Below are 15,192 nucleotides of genomic sequence, written 5' to 3'. Positions count from 1 at the left end.
CATGGGTTCAGTCCTTTGACAGGCCGTTCCACAGCCCTTTGGTTGCATGGAGGTATTGAGGTTTTTTCATTTCTTCCCTCCACTGCCGTGAAATGTATTCACTGACTTGAATTCTGGAATCAACTTTTTGAAATACGGGATTTGTTATCCACATGGGTTGGGAAGACCAATCCGAATTTATATAGCTGAAGGCTTTGATCACATCATTGTTTTTCTCCAATGTCCTAAAAAAAGGGACAAACCATTCTTGCCAAATGGTTTGTTCCAGTCTTTCTTTTTTTAAATCCGTATCAAAGTACAAATTGTCCGATTGCCTTACTGGGGTTGCTTCGGCAATAAACACGGGTTTGTGATGCCTACGGGCAAATACGATCATTTCTTCATCGGGCTGTCCAAAATAAGAATAGGCACACCAATCCACCAGATCATCTCCAGGATACCATGCCTCCAGGACATCCTGATCGGAGCCTGTGCCTTTGGATTGCCATACAAATGCCACATTATCCACCTTTAACGCTTCAAAAATGGAGTGTATTCTTTTCCAGGCTTTTAAATAGTGTTTCCTTCTATAATGATTCCATTCCCAACCATCAAATTCATAACCAATTCTCAGGAAAACAGGGCGTTTTATGGACTGGATCCAAACACCAAGTTCCCGAATCAAGCCATCGTGTTCCCCCTTGGAAATTCTCTTTTCGTGATTGACCATGGACAATCCTATGGCAATGGCACTATTGGTATAGGTAGCATCTTCAACATAAAGGTTGGCCCAGGAATCCCCTGCTCCCCAATTTGCTTTTGTTTTGATGCCATCAAGCCCTTTATTGTAATGGCCATAAGATTCGCTTCCTGGCGATAAGTTGGTATACACCGTAACTCCGGCAGGGATGTCAAAGTAATCGGAATACCCTTGGTCATAGGTGTCCAAACCGCCTGTTGCTGCCAAGTCCTGTCCAACAAATACAAGGCATTTGCCATCTTGGGGGACAAATTTTTGGGCATATAGTGTACTGGCAAAACCATACACCAGGATAAAAAGTACATACGGTAGCCCTATCCTAATCTTTGCCCTTAAAGAGTCCCGAAGTGGCATTGGTATGTTGAATAGTATGATGGAAACGATTGGAATTGGGAATTTTTAATTCAAAAAGCTTTGGAAACCAAAATAGTGATTTTGAAAACAAAAATCCACTTTTCGAGTAGTGCGGTTACTTTAGGTAGGGTTATGCTGAATTTCCTTTATCCTACATTCTTCAAATTTTATTTCGGGGTATGTATGGTCCGCCCATTCACTAAGACGCCTTAGAATTGGTAGGAGTCCAATGGCTTTTTCCGTTAGGGAATATTCCACGCGTGGTGGAATCTCCGCGAAAGACTGTCTTAAGAGGAGTTGATCACCCTCCAATTCCTTAAGCTGGTTTGTCAGTACTTTTTTTGAAATTGCCGGTATCAATGCATTCAACTGTCCAAAACGCAGGGAGCCGTTTGATAAAAGGTAGATAATTATGGGTTTCCATTTATTGCCAATGATATTCATGGTATGCACCAGGGAGCAGGAATTAGGATTATCAATATACTTTCGTGCCATTGGTTACTTTTTGGTCACCACAAATTTAGCCAAGAATCCAAATATTGGTTTCTTTTATAAACTAATATAGGTTTCTTTGTGAAACAAATGTGATTTGACACTGGAATGAAAAAGGTATTTCTACTGAACGGACATCAAAAATATCCCTTTTCCGAAGGTAAACTGAATGCCAGCTTAACCGAAAAAGCGGAGCATTTCTTTGCCGATAACGGATTTGAAATTAAGAAAACCACTATGGAAGACAGGTATACTATCCATGAGGAAATTGAAAAATTTAAATGGGCCGATTTGATTTTCTTTCAAACACCACTGAACTGGATGGGAGTGAGTTGGTCGTTCAAAAAATATATTGACGAGGTTTTTTCCATGGGCATGATGGGTGAAATGTCCGAAGGTGATGGAAGGACCAGGGAAAACCCCAAAATGAACTATGGCCTTGGCGGAAAGCTGAGCGGGAAGTATATGATGTCCGTTACTGCCAATGCACCAAAGGAAGCGTTCAATAATCCAAATGAAAAGTTCTTTGACGGTCTAAGCGAGGATGAATTGCTACGCCCGATGCATTTAAATTTTAAGTGGTTCGGTTTTGAACCGATGCCCACATTCATGGCCTACGGTGTAATGAAAAATCCGGAGATAGCAAACGATTTTATTCGTTTTAATACCCATTTGAAGAACCATTTTTTAAAGTAACACCCAATGAACAGACCAACACCAAAACATAAGGCGCCAGATTTGAAGTTTCCATTGTTGGATGGAAGTCAATGGCATTTAAATGAACAAAATCCCCAAAGTTTTACGCTAATCGTTTTTTACAGGGGACTACATTGTCCCATATGCAAGAAATACCTACAGCAACTGGAAGCATTGCTCCCTGATTTTCAGGAACGTGGGGTCAATGTTGTGGCGGTTAGCATGGATTCCGAAAAAAGGGCGCGTTTGTCCAGAAAGGATTGGGCATTGAAGGATTTAAGATTGGGTTATAAGCTTGATTTGGAAACTGCCAAAAAATGGGGCCTGTATATCAGCAATGCGGTAAAGGAGGGTGAACCCGATATTTTTAGTGAGCCCGGGCTTTTCCTTATCGATGCCAACAACGAAGTTTATTATGCGGCCATAAACAGCAATCCCTGGGGAAGACCTTATCTTGCTTCTTTTGTAAAAGCGGTTGATTATATTGTGAAATCTGGATACCCGGCCAGGGGCGAAGTACTTTAATCTTTTGTTCCTTAGTTTTTTTGGACGGCTGTCATTTAGCTTCCCTTGCGTTGAACAGAAGGCCCAGCATTTTGTAAAAATCCCCTGGTACCATGTTTTTTTATTAATTATCGGCATATCCCTGATTCCAGGTTCTTTTTGAATCATGATTTCTTAAATCGCACTGAAAATCCGCCACTGCTTTAAGATTCATGAGCACGGAGACCCATCCGGCCCTTATTTCAGAAAAATCATGTTCCATTACGTTTTCATTGGTCATGGTCAGGTCCGTTCCGTTACCTTCAGAAGGGGTTAGGGAGAATTTGACCAAGCTATCAAAATAGACGATATGAAATTCTTTATTGGGTGTATGCCGTAGTATCTTACTATGATAGGTCTGGCCATTGGGAAACAGGAAGTGAATTACACCGTTTTCTTCGGTCGCTTCTTCGGACCAGAATTTTGCCCTTCCTTCAGGAGTGGTCAATAAATCAAAAACGATACTGGGATTTGATTTTAGATGTAATTTCCAAATAATGGTTTTCATTATTCGTTTGTTGATTTCAACATGCGATAGCGGTTATGTCCGTGGTTCCTACCTTCAAAAGCCCTGACCCTTAACAGGGGAGGGGAGGGGAGCCAAAAGGAAAATGCCCACTTGACGTTAAAGATAATTGATTGCACCAAATCCTCCCTTGAATTTTGAAAAGCAATTAATAGGAAAACCATTTGGGGTATGCCTTTTTGGTCAATGCAAAAAAGGAGTGCTAATTCCGTTCAAGGACAATTGTATTTTGCCCGTCATTGTAGTAGATAAAAAGCCTTGAGTTCTTTATCTCGTAATTTTGCGCTCCACTGATACGGAACAAATTCGTCCATTCGGGTTCATTGATAAATGTGGTGGCGACTGGTCCAATTGTTATTTCTCCCTCTGCTCCAAGGGTATAGTTCCCCTGGTAGGCATTGGTGACCGTAATTCCGGAAATAGCTCCTTTCCCATCATCATCCGGTTCCGTAAAATTTGCGGTAACATCTCCGTTATTGATATCGGGCCAAGTATTTTCATCTGTTTTGGTTATGGTCTCGCTACCGTCTATGTAGTAGGCTACTTTCCAGTTTCCCGCCAAATCATATGAAACCTCAGTATCATCTTTTGAGCAACCAACGGATAGAAACAAGGCAACCATAACGCTACATAGAGCAATCTTTGTGGGGCAAAGGGCTTTCATACACTGTTTTTCTATAATGATATGAAAAGAGTGGTTTGGTTGCGTGGAATAAAGATGCAACCCGTAGCCCGTTGTCATCCATATTTCCATGCACAACACTGAAGTGTTGCATTATTAAGGTTTTGTCAATGGAGGTCTTATTTCATGTACTTGTCAAAAAAGGCAATCATTTTTTCAGGATGTACCCCAAAATAATTGTATCCGTCGAATCTACGGTTTGTGTTTTCGATCCAGAACAATTCCTTATCCGTTGCGCTAATGTTATCAAATATTTCTTGGGCATCACGGGGATTGTCCGTCCAATCATCATCCAATACTTCGGCCATAAAATAAGGCACTTTAACAGCATGTGCGTACTTCTGGGGATGCATTTCACCGTTCGTAAACCCACCTAATTTTAGTTGCTCCAGGTCCATGAGTTCCATATACTTTTGCAATCCCATCAATCCTGCAAACGAAGTCATCAAAGCTGTCATGGACACGGTCATTGGCCCAAAAAAGCATAGGATATTCTCAAATAGTCCGGGCTGTCGATACATGGCTTCATAGGCAGCGTTTCCACCGGTACAGCGATTGTACAATCCGCACTTCATCCCACTGAGTTTGGGATGATTGTTCACATAGTTTTGTGCACCTACCACATCACGCCACTCGTAACGCCCAATACCACAAATTCCACCATTTGCAGCGCCACTATTGCCATGGTTCCTTAAATCGTACGCCAAAATATTGTATCCTGCTTCGGACAAGTGTTTCATGTGCGCAACAAAATCAATTTCCAGGGTGTCCACACTTGAGAAGGGCTCGCCAAGGTATCCTGTAAAACCCGAGCGGCTCATGGGCATTGGATGGTTGATGATGATTAGTTTGTCCGATTCACCCAGTATTGAAGGAATGTACCAACCTTCCAGTGGTGTCCCATCGCTTGAGGGGAAATGGATGTCCTCCCACTGATGTATTCCATGGGCGCTGGGGGTCTTGTGGACAGGTGTTCTGAACATCGGCCGAACAGCGAACTCTGCCAAATATTTAATAGTTGCGTACTCTTTTTCCGAAATGTTTTTTTGTTGCTCCAAGGCTTTACTAAAGGCCTCTTTTCCCATCCTTCCCTCCAGGGTATTGTCCGTTGTATAGTCTAGTGTTTTTCTAAATGCCATGAGACTGGATTTTTAATGAAATTACTACTGTAAATTTCGATAGGACAGGCCAATGGCCATGAAAACAAATAAAGGGTGTTTGGATACAAATTACTGATTTCGGAAGCTTGAGGGGGATTTTCCGGTCGCTTTTCGAAACAAGCGGGAAAAGTAATTCGGATATTCAAACCCTAATCCATAGGTCACCTCTGAAATGGTCAGTTCATTACGTTGTAAACGATGTTTTGCAGTATCTATGATTTGTAAATGGATATGTTCCAAAACAGGTTTGCCGGTATGGAATTTTATTAAGTCGCTCAAATAATTTGGTGTAACGTTCAGTTTATTGGCAAAATAGGTTACCGTAGGTTGAACGATGTTTTGGACATTATTGTTGTCATAGTACGAGTTTAGGAGGTTAAAGAAGTTGTTGATCAACATATTGTATTGTTCCTTTCTTTCCCCAAATTGCCGCTCATAAAATCTTGAAACATGGGCAAATAAAAGGTTACAATAGGCAACAAGGAGATTCAGGGAAAAGGTTTCCCTTTCATATTCCTTTAACGCACCCCGGAACAATTGGGTTATGATGGTTTCCTCATCCTTCTCCAAATAAAGCGGTTCATGCAATCCATAGGTAAGGAAGGAATAGGCCAAATGTTGATGATTGGAAAAAATAGCTTCCGTAAGTTGAATGTAGTACCCTCTCCATGGTGTTTTTGTTTCCCATGTTATGGGTTGATTGGGACTTGAAAAGTACATGAACCCCCTATCGTTTTCATTTTCCAAACCGTATTTGATGGAAATACGGTAAAAATTGGGGTACACCGGTGGGGAAGCCAACAAAAAGTCTTTGGGGTAAGAACCGATGTCAATCGATTTATGCTTTGGAGGTTTTGCTCCGGTATATTGATTGAAAGCTGCAATGTCCTCTAGTTTCATTGGTCAAATTATTGCGAATACCACGCCTGTGAAGTTCGGCGATTTTTAATGAAATATAGTCAAAACCAATATCGATTTGATGGCTATCCTTCCCAAAGGGTGACTTTTTTCACTTCATTGCACGGATGGGTGGAAAGGCCGTAGACCTAGGAATGTTCCTTCAACAGATTAAATCCCATCTTGTACATTCCTTATCCTATTTCTTTTTTCATTGTCCATGAAGTTTCTGTTTCTTCAACAATTTTGTATCCCAGTCTTTTGTACAAGTTGGAAGCGGGATTGGCCATATCCACACTTAAGGATAATTGGTCGACCCCAATCTTTTTGTATTCAGAAGCTATTGTCCGCATCAATTCCGTTCCAATTCCCTTATTGCGATACCTGGATTTTACTGCTATGCTCAATTCAGGTGTATTGTTGTCAACAAATCCGTATCCTTTGTTTTCCTGGGGCAATAGTCGTCCCCAAATTGCCCCGACAAGCTGACGGTCAATTTCCACTACAAAGGCGATATCGTATTTGTCCTTACCCCAATTGTCTATGTATTTGGATAATGACCTATCGTGGATGATTTCTTTGGGAAAGGGTGCATGACCTTCCGGGATAAACAAAGCTTCATAAAGCATATCTGCCAAGAAGTTTAGCTCATTTGCCTTGATTTTTCTAATGGTCATTGTACGGCCATTTGGGTACGGTTTTCCTTTTTACTGGAATTCTAAATATTGTTTTGAATAGCAACAAACCAATTTTTTCTTCTATCCGTTAGCTCACCATTGTTGTTTAATCGCACCTGTCTTCGTGTAACGGAATGCATAACGTTCCCCCCAATGACATAGGCATGGTTCCGACCCACTTCCACCACAATATCCGTATGGCTTTGATACCATCCGATCCTTCTGGCATTTTCAACGGTGATCTTTCTTTCGCCCCTCCAATATCCGATCAGGTCTCCTGGTTGGAGCGGGTAATTTTTTAATTTTCTTCCCACAATTGGTGCGTTCAATTGGTTGTTATCGAAATTCCTGATTGCCTGATTTATGTAGGTTGCATGCCCGGCAGAATAAGGAAATAGGTTGCCAGCACCTGCTTGGTTGAACGCAAAGGATATGAATGCCGCCGACCATGGGGTCCCCCGGTCCTTTCCGGTGAGGTTCTTATATGGACCACCAATAAATTCCCAATAATCGGCCACTCTCTGCCATGCACCATCCTGGTATTCCTTTAGGCCATCTTTGACGGTTCCGTTCAATCTAATCTCAGGGTTTCCAAAAAAGTTCCATTCCTGCAGTAAAAACTCAATTAGCTTTGTTGTAAAGGGTGACATATGGGTGTTTTAAAAGTTATATTTAGAGGATTGTGTGATGTCGGGGGAATTTCACTGAAATATAGTAAAATTCTTTCAAGTATATCTGGGAAAATGGCGTCCTCCATCCCTGATGATCGGTATTTTCCGATGATCTCTATAGACCCCTAATAAAATTATATGTAGCGATAATTTGGTATCGGTCATGAGTAGCCTGGAATCCCGGAATAAGTCAGTCTTCGGTTATTAATGAAGTTAGGGTTAACTCCCGTTTTTGGGCTTTTGTTCGTATTGCGCGGGTTGCTGTGAGGTGCTGTTGTCGTAATAATCCAATACTTCTTTTGCCCTTTTTGTGACAAATGGGTTGGGTTGGTTTACGTTTCCTATGGACACCACCATATTGTTCATTTTTCTTTCCAATTCCCACATCCCATCACTTCTTTGTTTCGACTTTAACAACTCCAATGCCGGTATCAGTTTCCCTGAATTGATTTCCTCACGTTTCAATAGCCATAAAATCTCTAAAAAATCCCCTTTATAAAAATTGGGAAAGGTCAAATAATCCAATTTCCGGATCATTAGTTTTGAGGGATGGTGTGAACTATAGCACACCTTATGTTTTAAGACGAAATCCAAACATTTTTGCCTGAGTTCCATTACGGTTTCGTTTCTGTATTGCTTAGGTATAAATGATATGCCCTTTAACAGCTTAACCACCCCCCAGTAGCACGTGTGTTTCCCATAGCAGCTCGTATTGGAACAAAATGGGTTTTTGGGCTCCTCATGGGTACCATCATCAAATCGCTGATTTCTAGAAAAGAAATCCAAAAGACGTTCGCTTTTTTCATCTGGTTTTCCATTGAAATAACAATCAATATAGAGCATATTCCCATTAAGGCAGGGTATGGGGAAATGGTCCTCTTTTAACGTATAGATACCATGTTCCTCGTCAAACAAGTGGTTTTTAATTTCTTCAAGCGGTTTCGTTACCCTTTGATCCTCCCTTTTACATTCCAGGTCCGCCAACAAAAGCAATGTCCAAAGTGATGCCTTATAATTAGGCACGTAATGCAAATAGTCGGGATAGTATTTGTGGGTTTTGGGAATGAGCTCCCATAACCCGTCCCCATCCCTCCGATTAAAAATCCTTTCAATTATTTTTTGCCGATTTTCCTGCATTGGTTGTTCTTTGGGCAACACACCGGGCATAGAATCTGCCGAAGTAGTTGACGTGTTTAGGTTGAATTTAAAGGAAATATGGCAAAATCCGAAGTCAATGCCAGGGTAAAATTTCCGGTCATAGGGCTGGAAGTGTGCTATCTAAGCCTGGGTAGGGCCCAGCAAAAGGGCAAACCAAAGTCCTCAACCTATTGTATATCCATTTTTGAATGGCGTAGCTTATTTTCCAAAGACCATTTTTTCCTTAGCTACGATTTGCCACCTTCTTTGTCTGTGTTTGTAGAAAACCTTTGCAAAGGTTGTGATAAACCCCGTTAATAAGCCACCATGGATTATGATGGAGTCTTCATAGTGAATTGAATTATTTCCCAGGTCCTTTAATCGCACCATATGGTTCCAAACCTTTGCACTTTTGTCCCATTCCCTAGTTTCTATTTCGTACGTGTTGCCATCAATTCGCTCAATTTTTAAATAATGCGTTCCCCCAAAGGGTAAAAAGCCAAAGATTTTCATTTTGGCCCCATAGGTCTGCCCCATTTGCCATTTTTTTGGAAATCCACCATCAGTCGATTGAAACCGGATTATTCCTTTGGCAACAAATTGCAGGAGTTCCGGAGTTTGGACATTCTCCCAAGCGTTTTCAATGGCCATTGGGATTCTGGACGAAACGGTCAGTCTTTTTGCCTTTACCATTGCACCCTGGTATTCAATCGCTATATTTTCAACGATAACCTTGGATGTATTTTTGGGATAAATTGTTTCTGCCATAAACCATGATTTTGTAAAGTAATAAGGGGTTTTATCCGCTACGGGTCTTTCTGTATATTCCTGCCAACGGTTCTCGATATCACCAATGGTTTCAATGAAGTTTATTTGTTGTTGTTGGCCGCTATTGCTGTTATCCTGCTTAAATGGTGGTCATCGTGTTCGGCGACAAATAAGAACAAATCCATCGTTCGCATGGGTTTTTCCAATCTGGGATGCAATGCGGTTTTATAGATATCCACTTCCTTTAAGGCATCCAGTTTGTGTAATGTTTCTTCCCGAAGCGCTATGAATCGGGATAATAAGCGGGCAATATCAACTTGGTTGTGTTGGGCAATGTCCGTTTTTGTATTGTTCAGGTCGGTTGATCTCAGATATTGCTTGCCTTCCAATATATCATCAAGTCTTCCTTGCCATAATGGCTCCAGATCAGTAAGATGTCCAATATTTTCTTTGATGGACCATTTACCTTCAAACTTGGGTTCCAAGAGCTCGGGTGGAATTTCCCCAATTTTTGATTTTAACCGTATAGGGGTACCGGAGAGCCTCTCGATTATTGAAGGGAAAATATTTTGTTCGAAAGAAAAATCAAATTTTCGTTCAAACCATTGTATTTGTTTCATAGCGTGTTTTTAATGCCCTACAACGCGCTGCGCGTACACAATGCGCAGGAACCGTTGGCGTATCAGTAATGAAATTAAGGGAAATATAGCAAAATCCATTATCGATACCGGAATCAAAACATTAGCTGTTTTTTATTTCTTTTGTTTGATGCAAAGCAATTCGATTTCCTTCACTGTCCTCAAATTCCGCCACAAAGCCAAGTTCTCCGATTGAAGTTTTTGGGTAAAGCACACGACCCTTGTTTTTAACGGCAAGTTCCAAGGTACTTTCGATGTCCGGAGTCTTAAAATACACAATCACTCCGTCTTTTGCGGGTTTGTACGCCTCGCCTTTGGCCAAAGCACCGGAAATTCCCCTTTGTCCATCCCTGAAGGGAAACAAGGCCATTTCATTATGGTCAATAATTTGCTTTTCAAAACTAAAGTTGAATACCGCGGTATAAAATTTTATTGCCCGGTCAATATCCTCAACAGGTATTTCAAAATACACTACGGGATTTTCAGCTGGTACGTTCAATTCGTCCATATTTTACTTTGCAGCTTACGCTTTTTATGAAATGGGCCATTGAGGAACCGTTACATGCCCAGATGTACCAAAACAGCATGTTGGGGTGGTTTGGTCCGACGCCAAGGCGTACGGAATTATACTCATCTGTAGCCCAATTTTTTAATCTTTTTTTATCGCATACACCAGTTCCACCATTCCATCCTTAAAGGAGGTTACATCCTTTAGGTGTAATGATAGTTCCTTTCCAATATCATCAAAGAAGGGCTTGCCGTCCCCCAAGAGTGTTGGAATTATGGTTATGTTAATGGCATCTGCCAATCCAAGTCGGAGAAATTCTTTTGTAAGCATGGTCCCACCAACCATCCAAATGTTTTTGTAGCTTGGTTTTAATTGGTGATTTACAATTTCGGTAAGATCACCTGAAAGGAAGCACACACTTTTTTTGTCCGATTTCAGTGCTCTGCTGGAAAGCACAAAAACGGGGACTTCACCGTAGGGCCAACCAAGTTCAATTGCGTGTTCATAGGTCCGCGAACCCATAACGTAACAGTCTATTGATTTGAGGAAATTGGCAACGTATTCTTCCGTGAGTTCAATTCCTTTGTGGTATGTATCTTTGGAATGCATCCATGAAACGCTTCCGTCCTTCTTGGCAATAAATCCATCGAGACTGGACACCATATGGATCGTTACGCTGGAATTCCCAGTTTTCATTTCCCTTCTTTCCGTAAAATCTTCTCCATTTTACGACCTTTTGCCAATTCATCCACCAACTTATCCAGATACCGCACCTGCCTTGTTAGTGCATTGTCAATTTCTTCTATTCTATAACCGCAGATTACCCCTTTAATGAGGTGCGCATTTTGATTGAGCTTTGCGTTTTGAAAGAAGGTTTCAAATGTTGCCTTGCTATCAATGAACTCTTGTAAGCTATCATCCTCAAAACCGGTCAACCACCTTATGACCTGATGCAGTTCTTCCTTTGTCCTTCCTTTTTTCTCCACCTTTGCCTTATAATGGGGATAAACCGAGGAAAATGTCAATTTTGCGATTCGTTTGTTATGTTCATCGGTAACTTTCATTTCTTTTTCATTTTTGATTGTAGCCAATGTGTGGACTTTTCCTGTAAGCTTGTTGTAGCCAAGGTCAGGAAACGGTCCTAAAGATAATGGATTGTAAAGGATTCCGTTGTAAGGAATACGATTACAAGGAATTGAAGACCATTTTGCACCTTGTATTTTGGCATTTAATTTTCCAACAACTTGGGTTGGTGCATGCTTATGCAATGCAAGCCCCCACCTCCCAAATTGACGGCCAAAGCATCCAGCAGTACTACCTTTCTCGCAGGGAATACCTCTTTAAGTATCCGAAGTGCTTCTTCGTCCTGCATTTTAATTTTAAGGGGTATTCCCTCCCGCCAGTATTTCTGGCCAATGATAGTGTTATTGGCAATAATGAAATTTAGGTAACTGGCTGGTGCCACAACGGTAATGGTATCTCCCTTGGGAAATTCACTTCCGTCGCTATACTCAAGCGTTTTGATATAATCATATACATAATCGCCAGGACCCATTGTTGTAAGAATGGTCTGTGGTAACGGCAATCGTACGATTTTAAACGGCTTACCGTCTTGATCCGTGCTTTCGGAAAGTATTCTAAAATTTTCTTCCAAACGCTTATGGTTTTCCTGGGCTATGGGATCCTTCAATTCGGTACTGTCAATACTGGCCAAAAGAATAGTGGAATCATTGACAAATCGAGCAAATTCATCCACGTGGCCATTGGTGGTCACTACGGTGTACGCTTTTGTACTATCCGCTGTGGACAAGGGACCAAGAAAGGTATGGCGATCTTCCAGGAGCCCTTCTTTTAGCCAAATAACTTTTTTGACACCCAACAATCTTTGATATTCTGCCTCCATTTCACCTTTGGACAGCTGTGGGTTACGACCTTTTTCCACGGTTTCGGTAACCATTAAAGTTCCTTTACCATTGAGCTCGCGGTTGCCTCCTTCGCTTATCATTGCACTTGAAACAAGGGGAAGATTCAATAATTCGGCAACCTTTTCGTCATAGGTCTCTTCGGTCATTGAATTTAAATCCAATGTATCGGCATATCCCCAAGAATTAAAATTAAAATCTGCAATGGCGTGGTTTCCATTGCTGGTTTCCACAAAGACGGGGCCCATGTCCCTTGCCCATATTTCCACGGATGGGATGACACGAAAAACAAGATTGTCCGAATTGGCATGTTTTTCATTTAATTTGGACATGGCCTTTTGAAGCACTTTATCATCGGCACAACTTATAACGATTTTTACATCGTTTAGTAAGATGTCAACTAGGGCCATGGTTACCTTTTCTACCGATTCCCCCTGCTTATGGTCCGTTGTTGGCCAAATAAGCCAAAGGGCATCCAATTTTTCAAATTCGCCCATTTGTCGGGTAACCTTTATTTGCTCCTGTTGTGTATTGCCAGTGGAGTTACACGACAGGGCCAAAAAGAAAATCGCAACTATCAGTAGTAAGGTTTTCATACTTTTTGTTTGGTTCAATCTTGAGGGCTTACATTATAAATCACCTTTGAAATTTTTAATTCCCCATTGACCCTTGTGAAAACAAAGAGATTTTTGGTTAGAAAAGTGATTTCTTTTTCTCCATTACTTGGATAAAAAGTTCCTTCTACCTTACCCCTCATCATAACGATGTCCCCATGGGTGGAGAATTCCACTATTTGATGTTCCATATCGGAATATCCAAACGCTTTTTGTCCGTTGAGATAGGCCAATAAGTCTTTTTTATTGGTAATCACCCGATTGTTGGGGGCCATATGGACAACATTTTCCGTATATACGGCTATTTGTTCCTCTTTGGGCATTTGATGGTCATCAAGAATTTTAAGGATTTTTTCGATTTCGTTTTTGATGTGTTTTCTTGACCGTATTCGGATAAAGTTCCCTTTGTAGAATAATCCGGTAGGTTGGTCATTTTTATCAAATTGAACGGAGTTTAACGCATATTCATCACCATTGATCCACTGGTAGGTATATACGCGATATGTTCCCGGTGCCTCGCCTTCGAAGTTTATTTTTAATCTTAAATTTCCTTTGTCATAAAATTCCCCAGTTCCCGTTCCGGCCCTAAAGGCTCCAAAACTGGACAAATGCCCAACCTCCTTTGTATTTGGATTGTACGACCAAAAGATATGCCCATTGGGCTCTGGACCATCTATTATGGAAAACAAACTGTTGTCTGTATTGATCTGATTGGATAGGGTGTGATGTCCAGGAATTTTAAGAGTGTCCGTTTTATCTCCCCAATTCTGGATCCAGGTGTCTTCTTTCAATGTCCATTCACCAATATATTTGGCAAACGGGTTTTGTGACCTATCCGGCGCATCCTGTATTTCTGTATTGGAAGGTCTGCCGTTCAACTCATAATCCATTGAAGTTTTTTGGGCAACTACGGTATTGGCCAATAAAAGGCAAATAGTTATAAATGGTAGTCTCATTTTTTCCTTTGTATTATGTACCACGGCCCTCACCATCATTTATTCTTGCCTTAAGGCGCAAGCATAGGCTGTTAGGGGAAGTTGTTCCATGGAAATTGTTGGATTTCCCGTTCCTCCGGCTAAGCTTATCCAAGCGTGGCGAATTCGACCAAATTAAAAATTTACAGGTTTGAAGTTAACTAAAATGTAGCAACGGATTATTGTCCCTGGAGGTCTACTGCTTTTTGGTTTTGTTATGCGATATCCAGTACCACATTTCCCCTTTTTCGCCCTCGGTCAACATATTCGTGGGCTTTTACTATTTCATCAAGTTTAAAGTGCTTGTCGATAAAAGGGTTTAAGGTTCCTTTTTCCGTCATTGTTTTTATCAGCTTAAGGTGTTCGTCCTTCTCTGTTGTGAGCATTTTAACGGAGACAAAAGTGCCACCAGCGTTCAGGACCTTTTTTGCTTTTGCTTTTGTTGTCTTCCCAACGGCATCAAAAACGATATCGAACTTTTCATTGCTTTTGGAATAGTCCTCCTTTTTATAATCCAGCAAACTTTTGGCGCCTAGTGATCTTACCATTTCAAAATTCGAAGTGCTGCATACGGCTGTTACCCTTGAGCCGTTTTGATTTACGAGTTGTACGGCATAACTTCCAACGCTTCCGGAGGCACCATAAACCAATACGTTTTGTCCACTTTTTAAATCCGCTTTCTCCAAAAGGTAAATTGCGGTCATTGCTCCAACGGGTAATGCGGCGGCCCCATGATACCCCAGGTTCTTTGGTTTTAGTCCGATTACACCATTTTTCCATTTTTGGGGCACGCATATATATTCAGCATAGGAACCGGTGTTGAGCATGGTAGTGGTGCCAAACACACTATCGCCAACTTTGAATTCAGTGACATTTTTTCCTATTTCTTCAACCATTCCGGCCAATTCATGTCCTAAAATCTTTTTTTTGGGTTTGAAAAATCCAAAGATCAATCGGGCTGGAAGCCAAAACAAAGGGGGAAAATCAGAACTCCGAAGGCGTACATCACCCGAAGTAATCGTAGCCGCATATATTTTTACCAGGATTTCGTCATCCTTGGGTACGGGTTTTTTTATATCCTTTAGCTTAAGGACTTCCGGTGGCCCATATTTTTCATAAACTACTGCCTTCATAGTACTTTTTCGGTTTTTTAAATGATACACCATGGCCGCGTTTGGTCGTCAGAACGCTTTG

At 41.2% G+C, this 15,192-nt stretch carries 19 protein-coding genes; 2 read left to right on the top strand and 17 right to left on the bottom strand.

Annotated features, from left to right (window positions below):
* Positions 1-7 precede the first annotated feature (7 nt).
* On the bottom strand, positions 8-1,093 hold the full coding sequence (locus tag L0P88_RS23495) for a 1,4-beta-xylanase (protein WP_247132527.1): 1,086 nt from the start codon (positions 1,091-1,093) through the stop codon (positions 8-10).
* A gap of 120 nt (positions 1,094-1,213) precedes the next feature.
* Positions 1,214-1,588: a winged helix-turn-helix transcriptional regulator gene (locus L0P88_RS23490; RefSeq protein ID WP_247132526.1), complete on the bottom strand. Its 375-nt coding sequence runs from the start codon at positions 1,586-1,588 to the stop codon at positions 1,214-1,216.
* 105 nt (positions 1,589-1,693) lie between these two features.
* On the opposite strand from L0P88_RS23490, the gene L0P88_RS23485 reads away from it, so the two are divergent.
* Both L0P88_RS23485 and L0P88_RS23480 read left to right on the top strand, forming a co-directional pair.
* Positions 1,694-2,281, top strand: coding sequence for an NAD(P)H-dependent oxidoreductase (locus L0P88_RS23485; RefSeq protein WP_247132525.1), 588 nt, complete (start codon positions 1,694-1,696; stop codon positions 2,279-2,281).
* Between the two features lie 6 nt (positions 2,282-2,287).
* Positions 2,288-2,806, top strand: a complete 519-nt coding sequence (locus L0P88_RS23480) for a peroxiredoxin-like family protein (protein ID WP_247132524.1) — start codon at positions 2,288-2,290, stop codon at positions 2,804-2,806.
* Between the two features lie 103 nt (positions 2,807-2,909).
* On the opposite strand, the gene L0P88_RS23475 is transcribed toward L0P88_RS23480, so the two are convergent.
* From L0P88_RS23475 to L0P88_RS23405, 15 genes are all read right to left on the bottom strand, one after another.
* Positions 2,910-3,332 carry an SRPBCC domain-containing protein gene (locus tag L0P88_RS23475; RefSeq protein ID WP_247132523.1) on the bottom strand — a complete coding sequence of 141 codons (423 nt, stop codon included), beginning with the start codon at positions 3,330-3,332 and terminating at the stop codon, positions 2,910-2,912.
* A 220-nt stretch (positions 3,333-3,552) separates the two neighbouring features.
* Entirely contained in the window at positions 3,553-4,014 is a 462-nt protein-coding gene (locus L0P88_RS23470) for an META domain-containing protein (protein WP_247132522.1), read from the bottom strand.
* A gap of 137 nt (positions 4,015-4,151) precedes the next feature.
* Entirely contained in the window at positions 4,152-5,171 is a 1,020-nt protein-coding gene (locus tag L0P88_RS23465) for an alpha/beta hydrolase family protein (RefSeq protein WP_247132521.1), read from the bottom strand.
* Positions 5,172-5,261: 90 nt separating this feature from the next.
* Complete coding sequence (locus L0P88_RS23460) at positions 5,262-6,092, bottom strand: helix-turn-helix domain-containing protein (protein ID WP_247132520.1); 831 nt, start codon at positions 6,090-6,092, stop codon at positions 5,262-5,264.
* Positions 6,093-6,283: 191 nt separating this feature from the next.
* On the bottom strand, positions 6,284-6,766 hold the full coding sequence (locus L0P88_RS23455) for a GNAT family N-acetyltransferase (protein WP_247132519.1): 483 nt from the start codon (positions 6,764-6,766) through the stop codon (positions 6,284-6,286).
* Positions 6,767-6,807: 41 nt separating this feature from the next.
* On the bottom strand, positions 6,808-7,416 hold the full coding sequence (locus L0P88_RS23450) for a DUF2272 domain-containing protein (RefSeq protein ID WP_247132518.1): 609 nt from the start codon (positions 7,414-7,416) through the stop codon (positions 6,808-6,810).
* A 240-nt stretch (positions 7,417-7,656) separates the two neighbouring features.
* Complete coding sequence (locus L0P88_RS23445) at positions 7,657-8,574, bottom strand: hypothetical protein (RefSeq protein WP_247132517.1); 918 nt, start codon at positions 8,572-8,574, stop codon at positions 7,657-7,659.
* 219 nt (positions 8,575-8,793) lie between these two features.
* Complete coding sequence (locus L0P88_RS23440) at positions 8,794-9,342, bottom strand: hypothetical protein (protein ID WP_247132516.1); 549 nt, start codon at positions 9,340-9,342, stop codon at positions 8,794-8,796.
* Between the two features lie 101 nt (positions 9,343-9,443).
* Positions 9,444-9,962 carry a DinB family protein gene (locus L0P88_RS23435; RefSeq protein ID WP_247132515.1) on the bottom strand — a complete coding sequence of 173 codons (519 nt, stop codon included), beginning with the start codon at positions 9,960-9,962 and terminating at the stop codon, positions 9,444-9,446.
* A gap of 121 nt (positions 9,963-10,083) precedes the next feature.
* Entirely contained in the window at positions 10,084-10,488 is a 405-nt protein-coding gene (locus tag L0P88_RS23430) for a VOC family protein (protein ID WP_247132514.1), read from the bottom strand.
* A gap of 141 nt (positions 10,489-10,629) precedes the next feature.
* Positions 10,630-11,184 (bottom strand): dihydrofolate reductase family protein, encoded by a 555-nt coding sequence (locus tag L0P88_RS23425; protein ID WP_247132513.1) that lies wholly within the window; start codon positions 11,182-11,184, stop codon positions 10,630-10,632.
* On the bottom strand, positions 11,181-11,552 hold the full coding sequence (locus L0P88_RS23420) for a DUF2200 domain-containing protein (RefSeq protein WP_247132512.1): 372 nt from the start codon (positions 11,550-11,552) through the stop codon (positions 11,181-11,183). The genes L0P88_RS23425 and L0P88_RS23420 overlap by 4 nt, the downstream gene beginning before the upstream one ends.
* 164 nt (positions 11,553-11,716) lie before the next feature.
* A complete protein-coding gene (locus L0P88_RS23415; RefSeq protein ID WP_247132511.1) occupies positions 11,717-13,006 on the bottom strand; it encodes an agmatine/peptidylarginine deiminase in 1,290 nt (429 codons plus the stop codon).
* A 14-nt stretch (positions 13,007-13,020) separates the two neighbouring features.
* Positions 13,021-13,980 (bottom strand): hypothetical protein, encoded by a 960-nt coding sequence (locus L0P88_RS23410; protein ID WP_247132510.1) that lies wholly within the window; start codon positions 13,978-13,980, stop codon positions 13,021-13,023.
* Between the two features lie 233 nt (positions 13,981-14,213).
* A complete protein-coding gene (locus L0P88_RS23405; RefSeq protein ID WP_247132509.1) occupies positions 14,214-15,131 on the bottom strand; it encodes an NAD(P)-dependent alcohol dehydrogenase in 918 nt (305 codons plus the stop codon).
* Between the last annotated feature and the right edge of the window lie 61 nt (positions 15,132-15,192).

Origin of the sequence: Muricauda sp. SCSIO 64092 (assembly GCF_023016285.1) — a bacterium.
In the GTDB taxonomy this organism is placed as follows: Bacteria; Bacteroidota; Bacteroidia; order Flavobacteriales; family Flavobacteriaceae; genus Croceivirga.
Note: the sequence above shows the minus strand (reverse complement) of the source record. Positions and strands in the feature narration are given on the sequence as shown.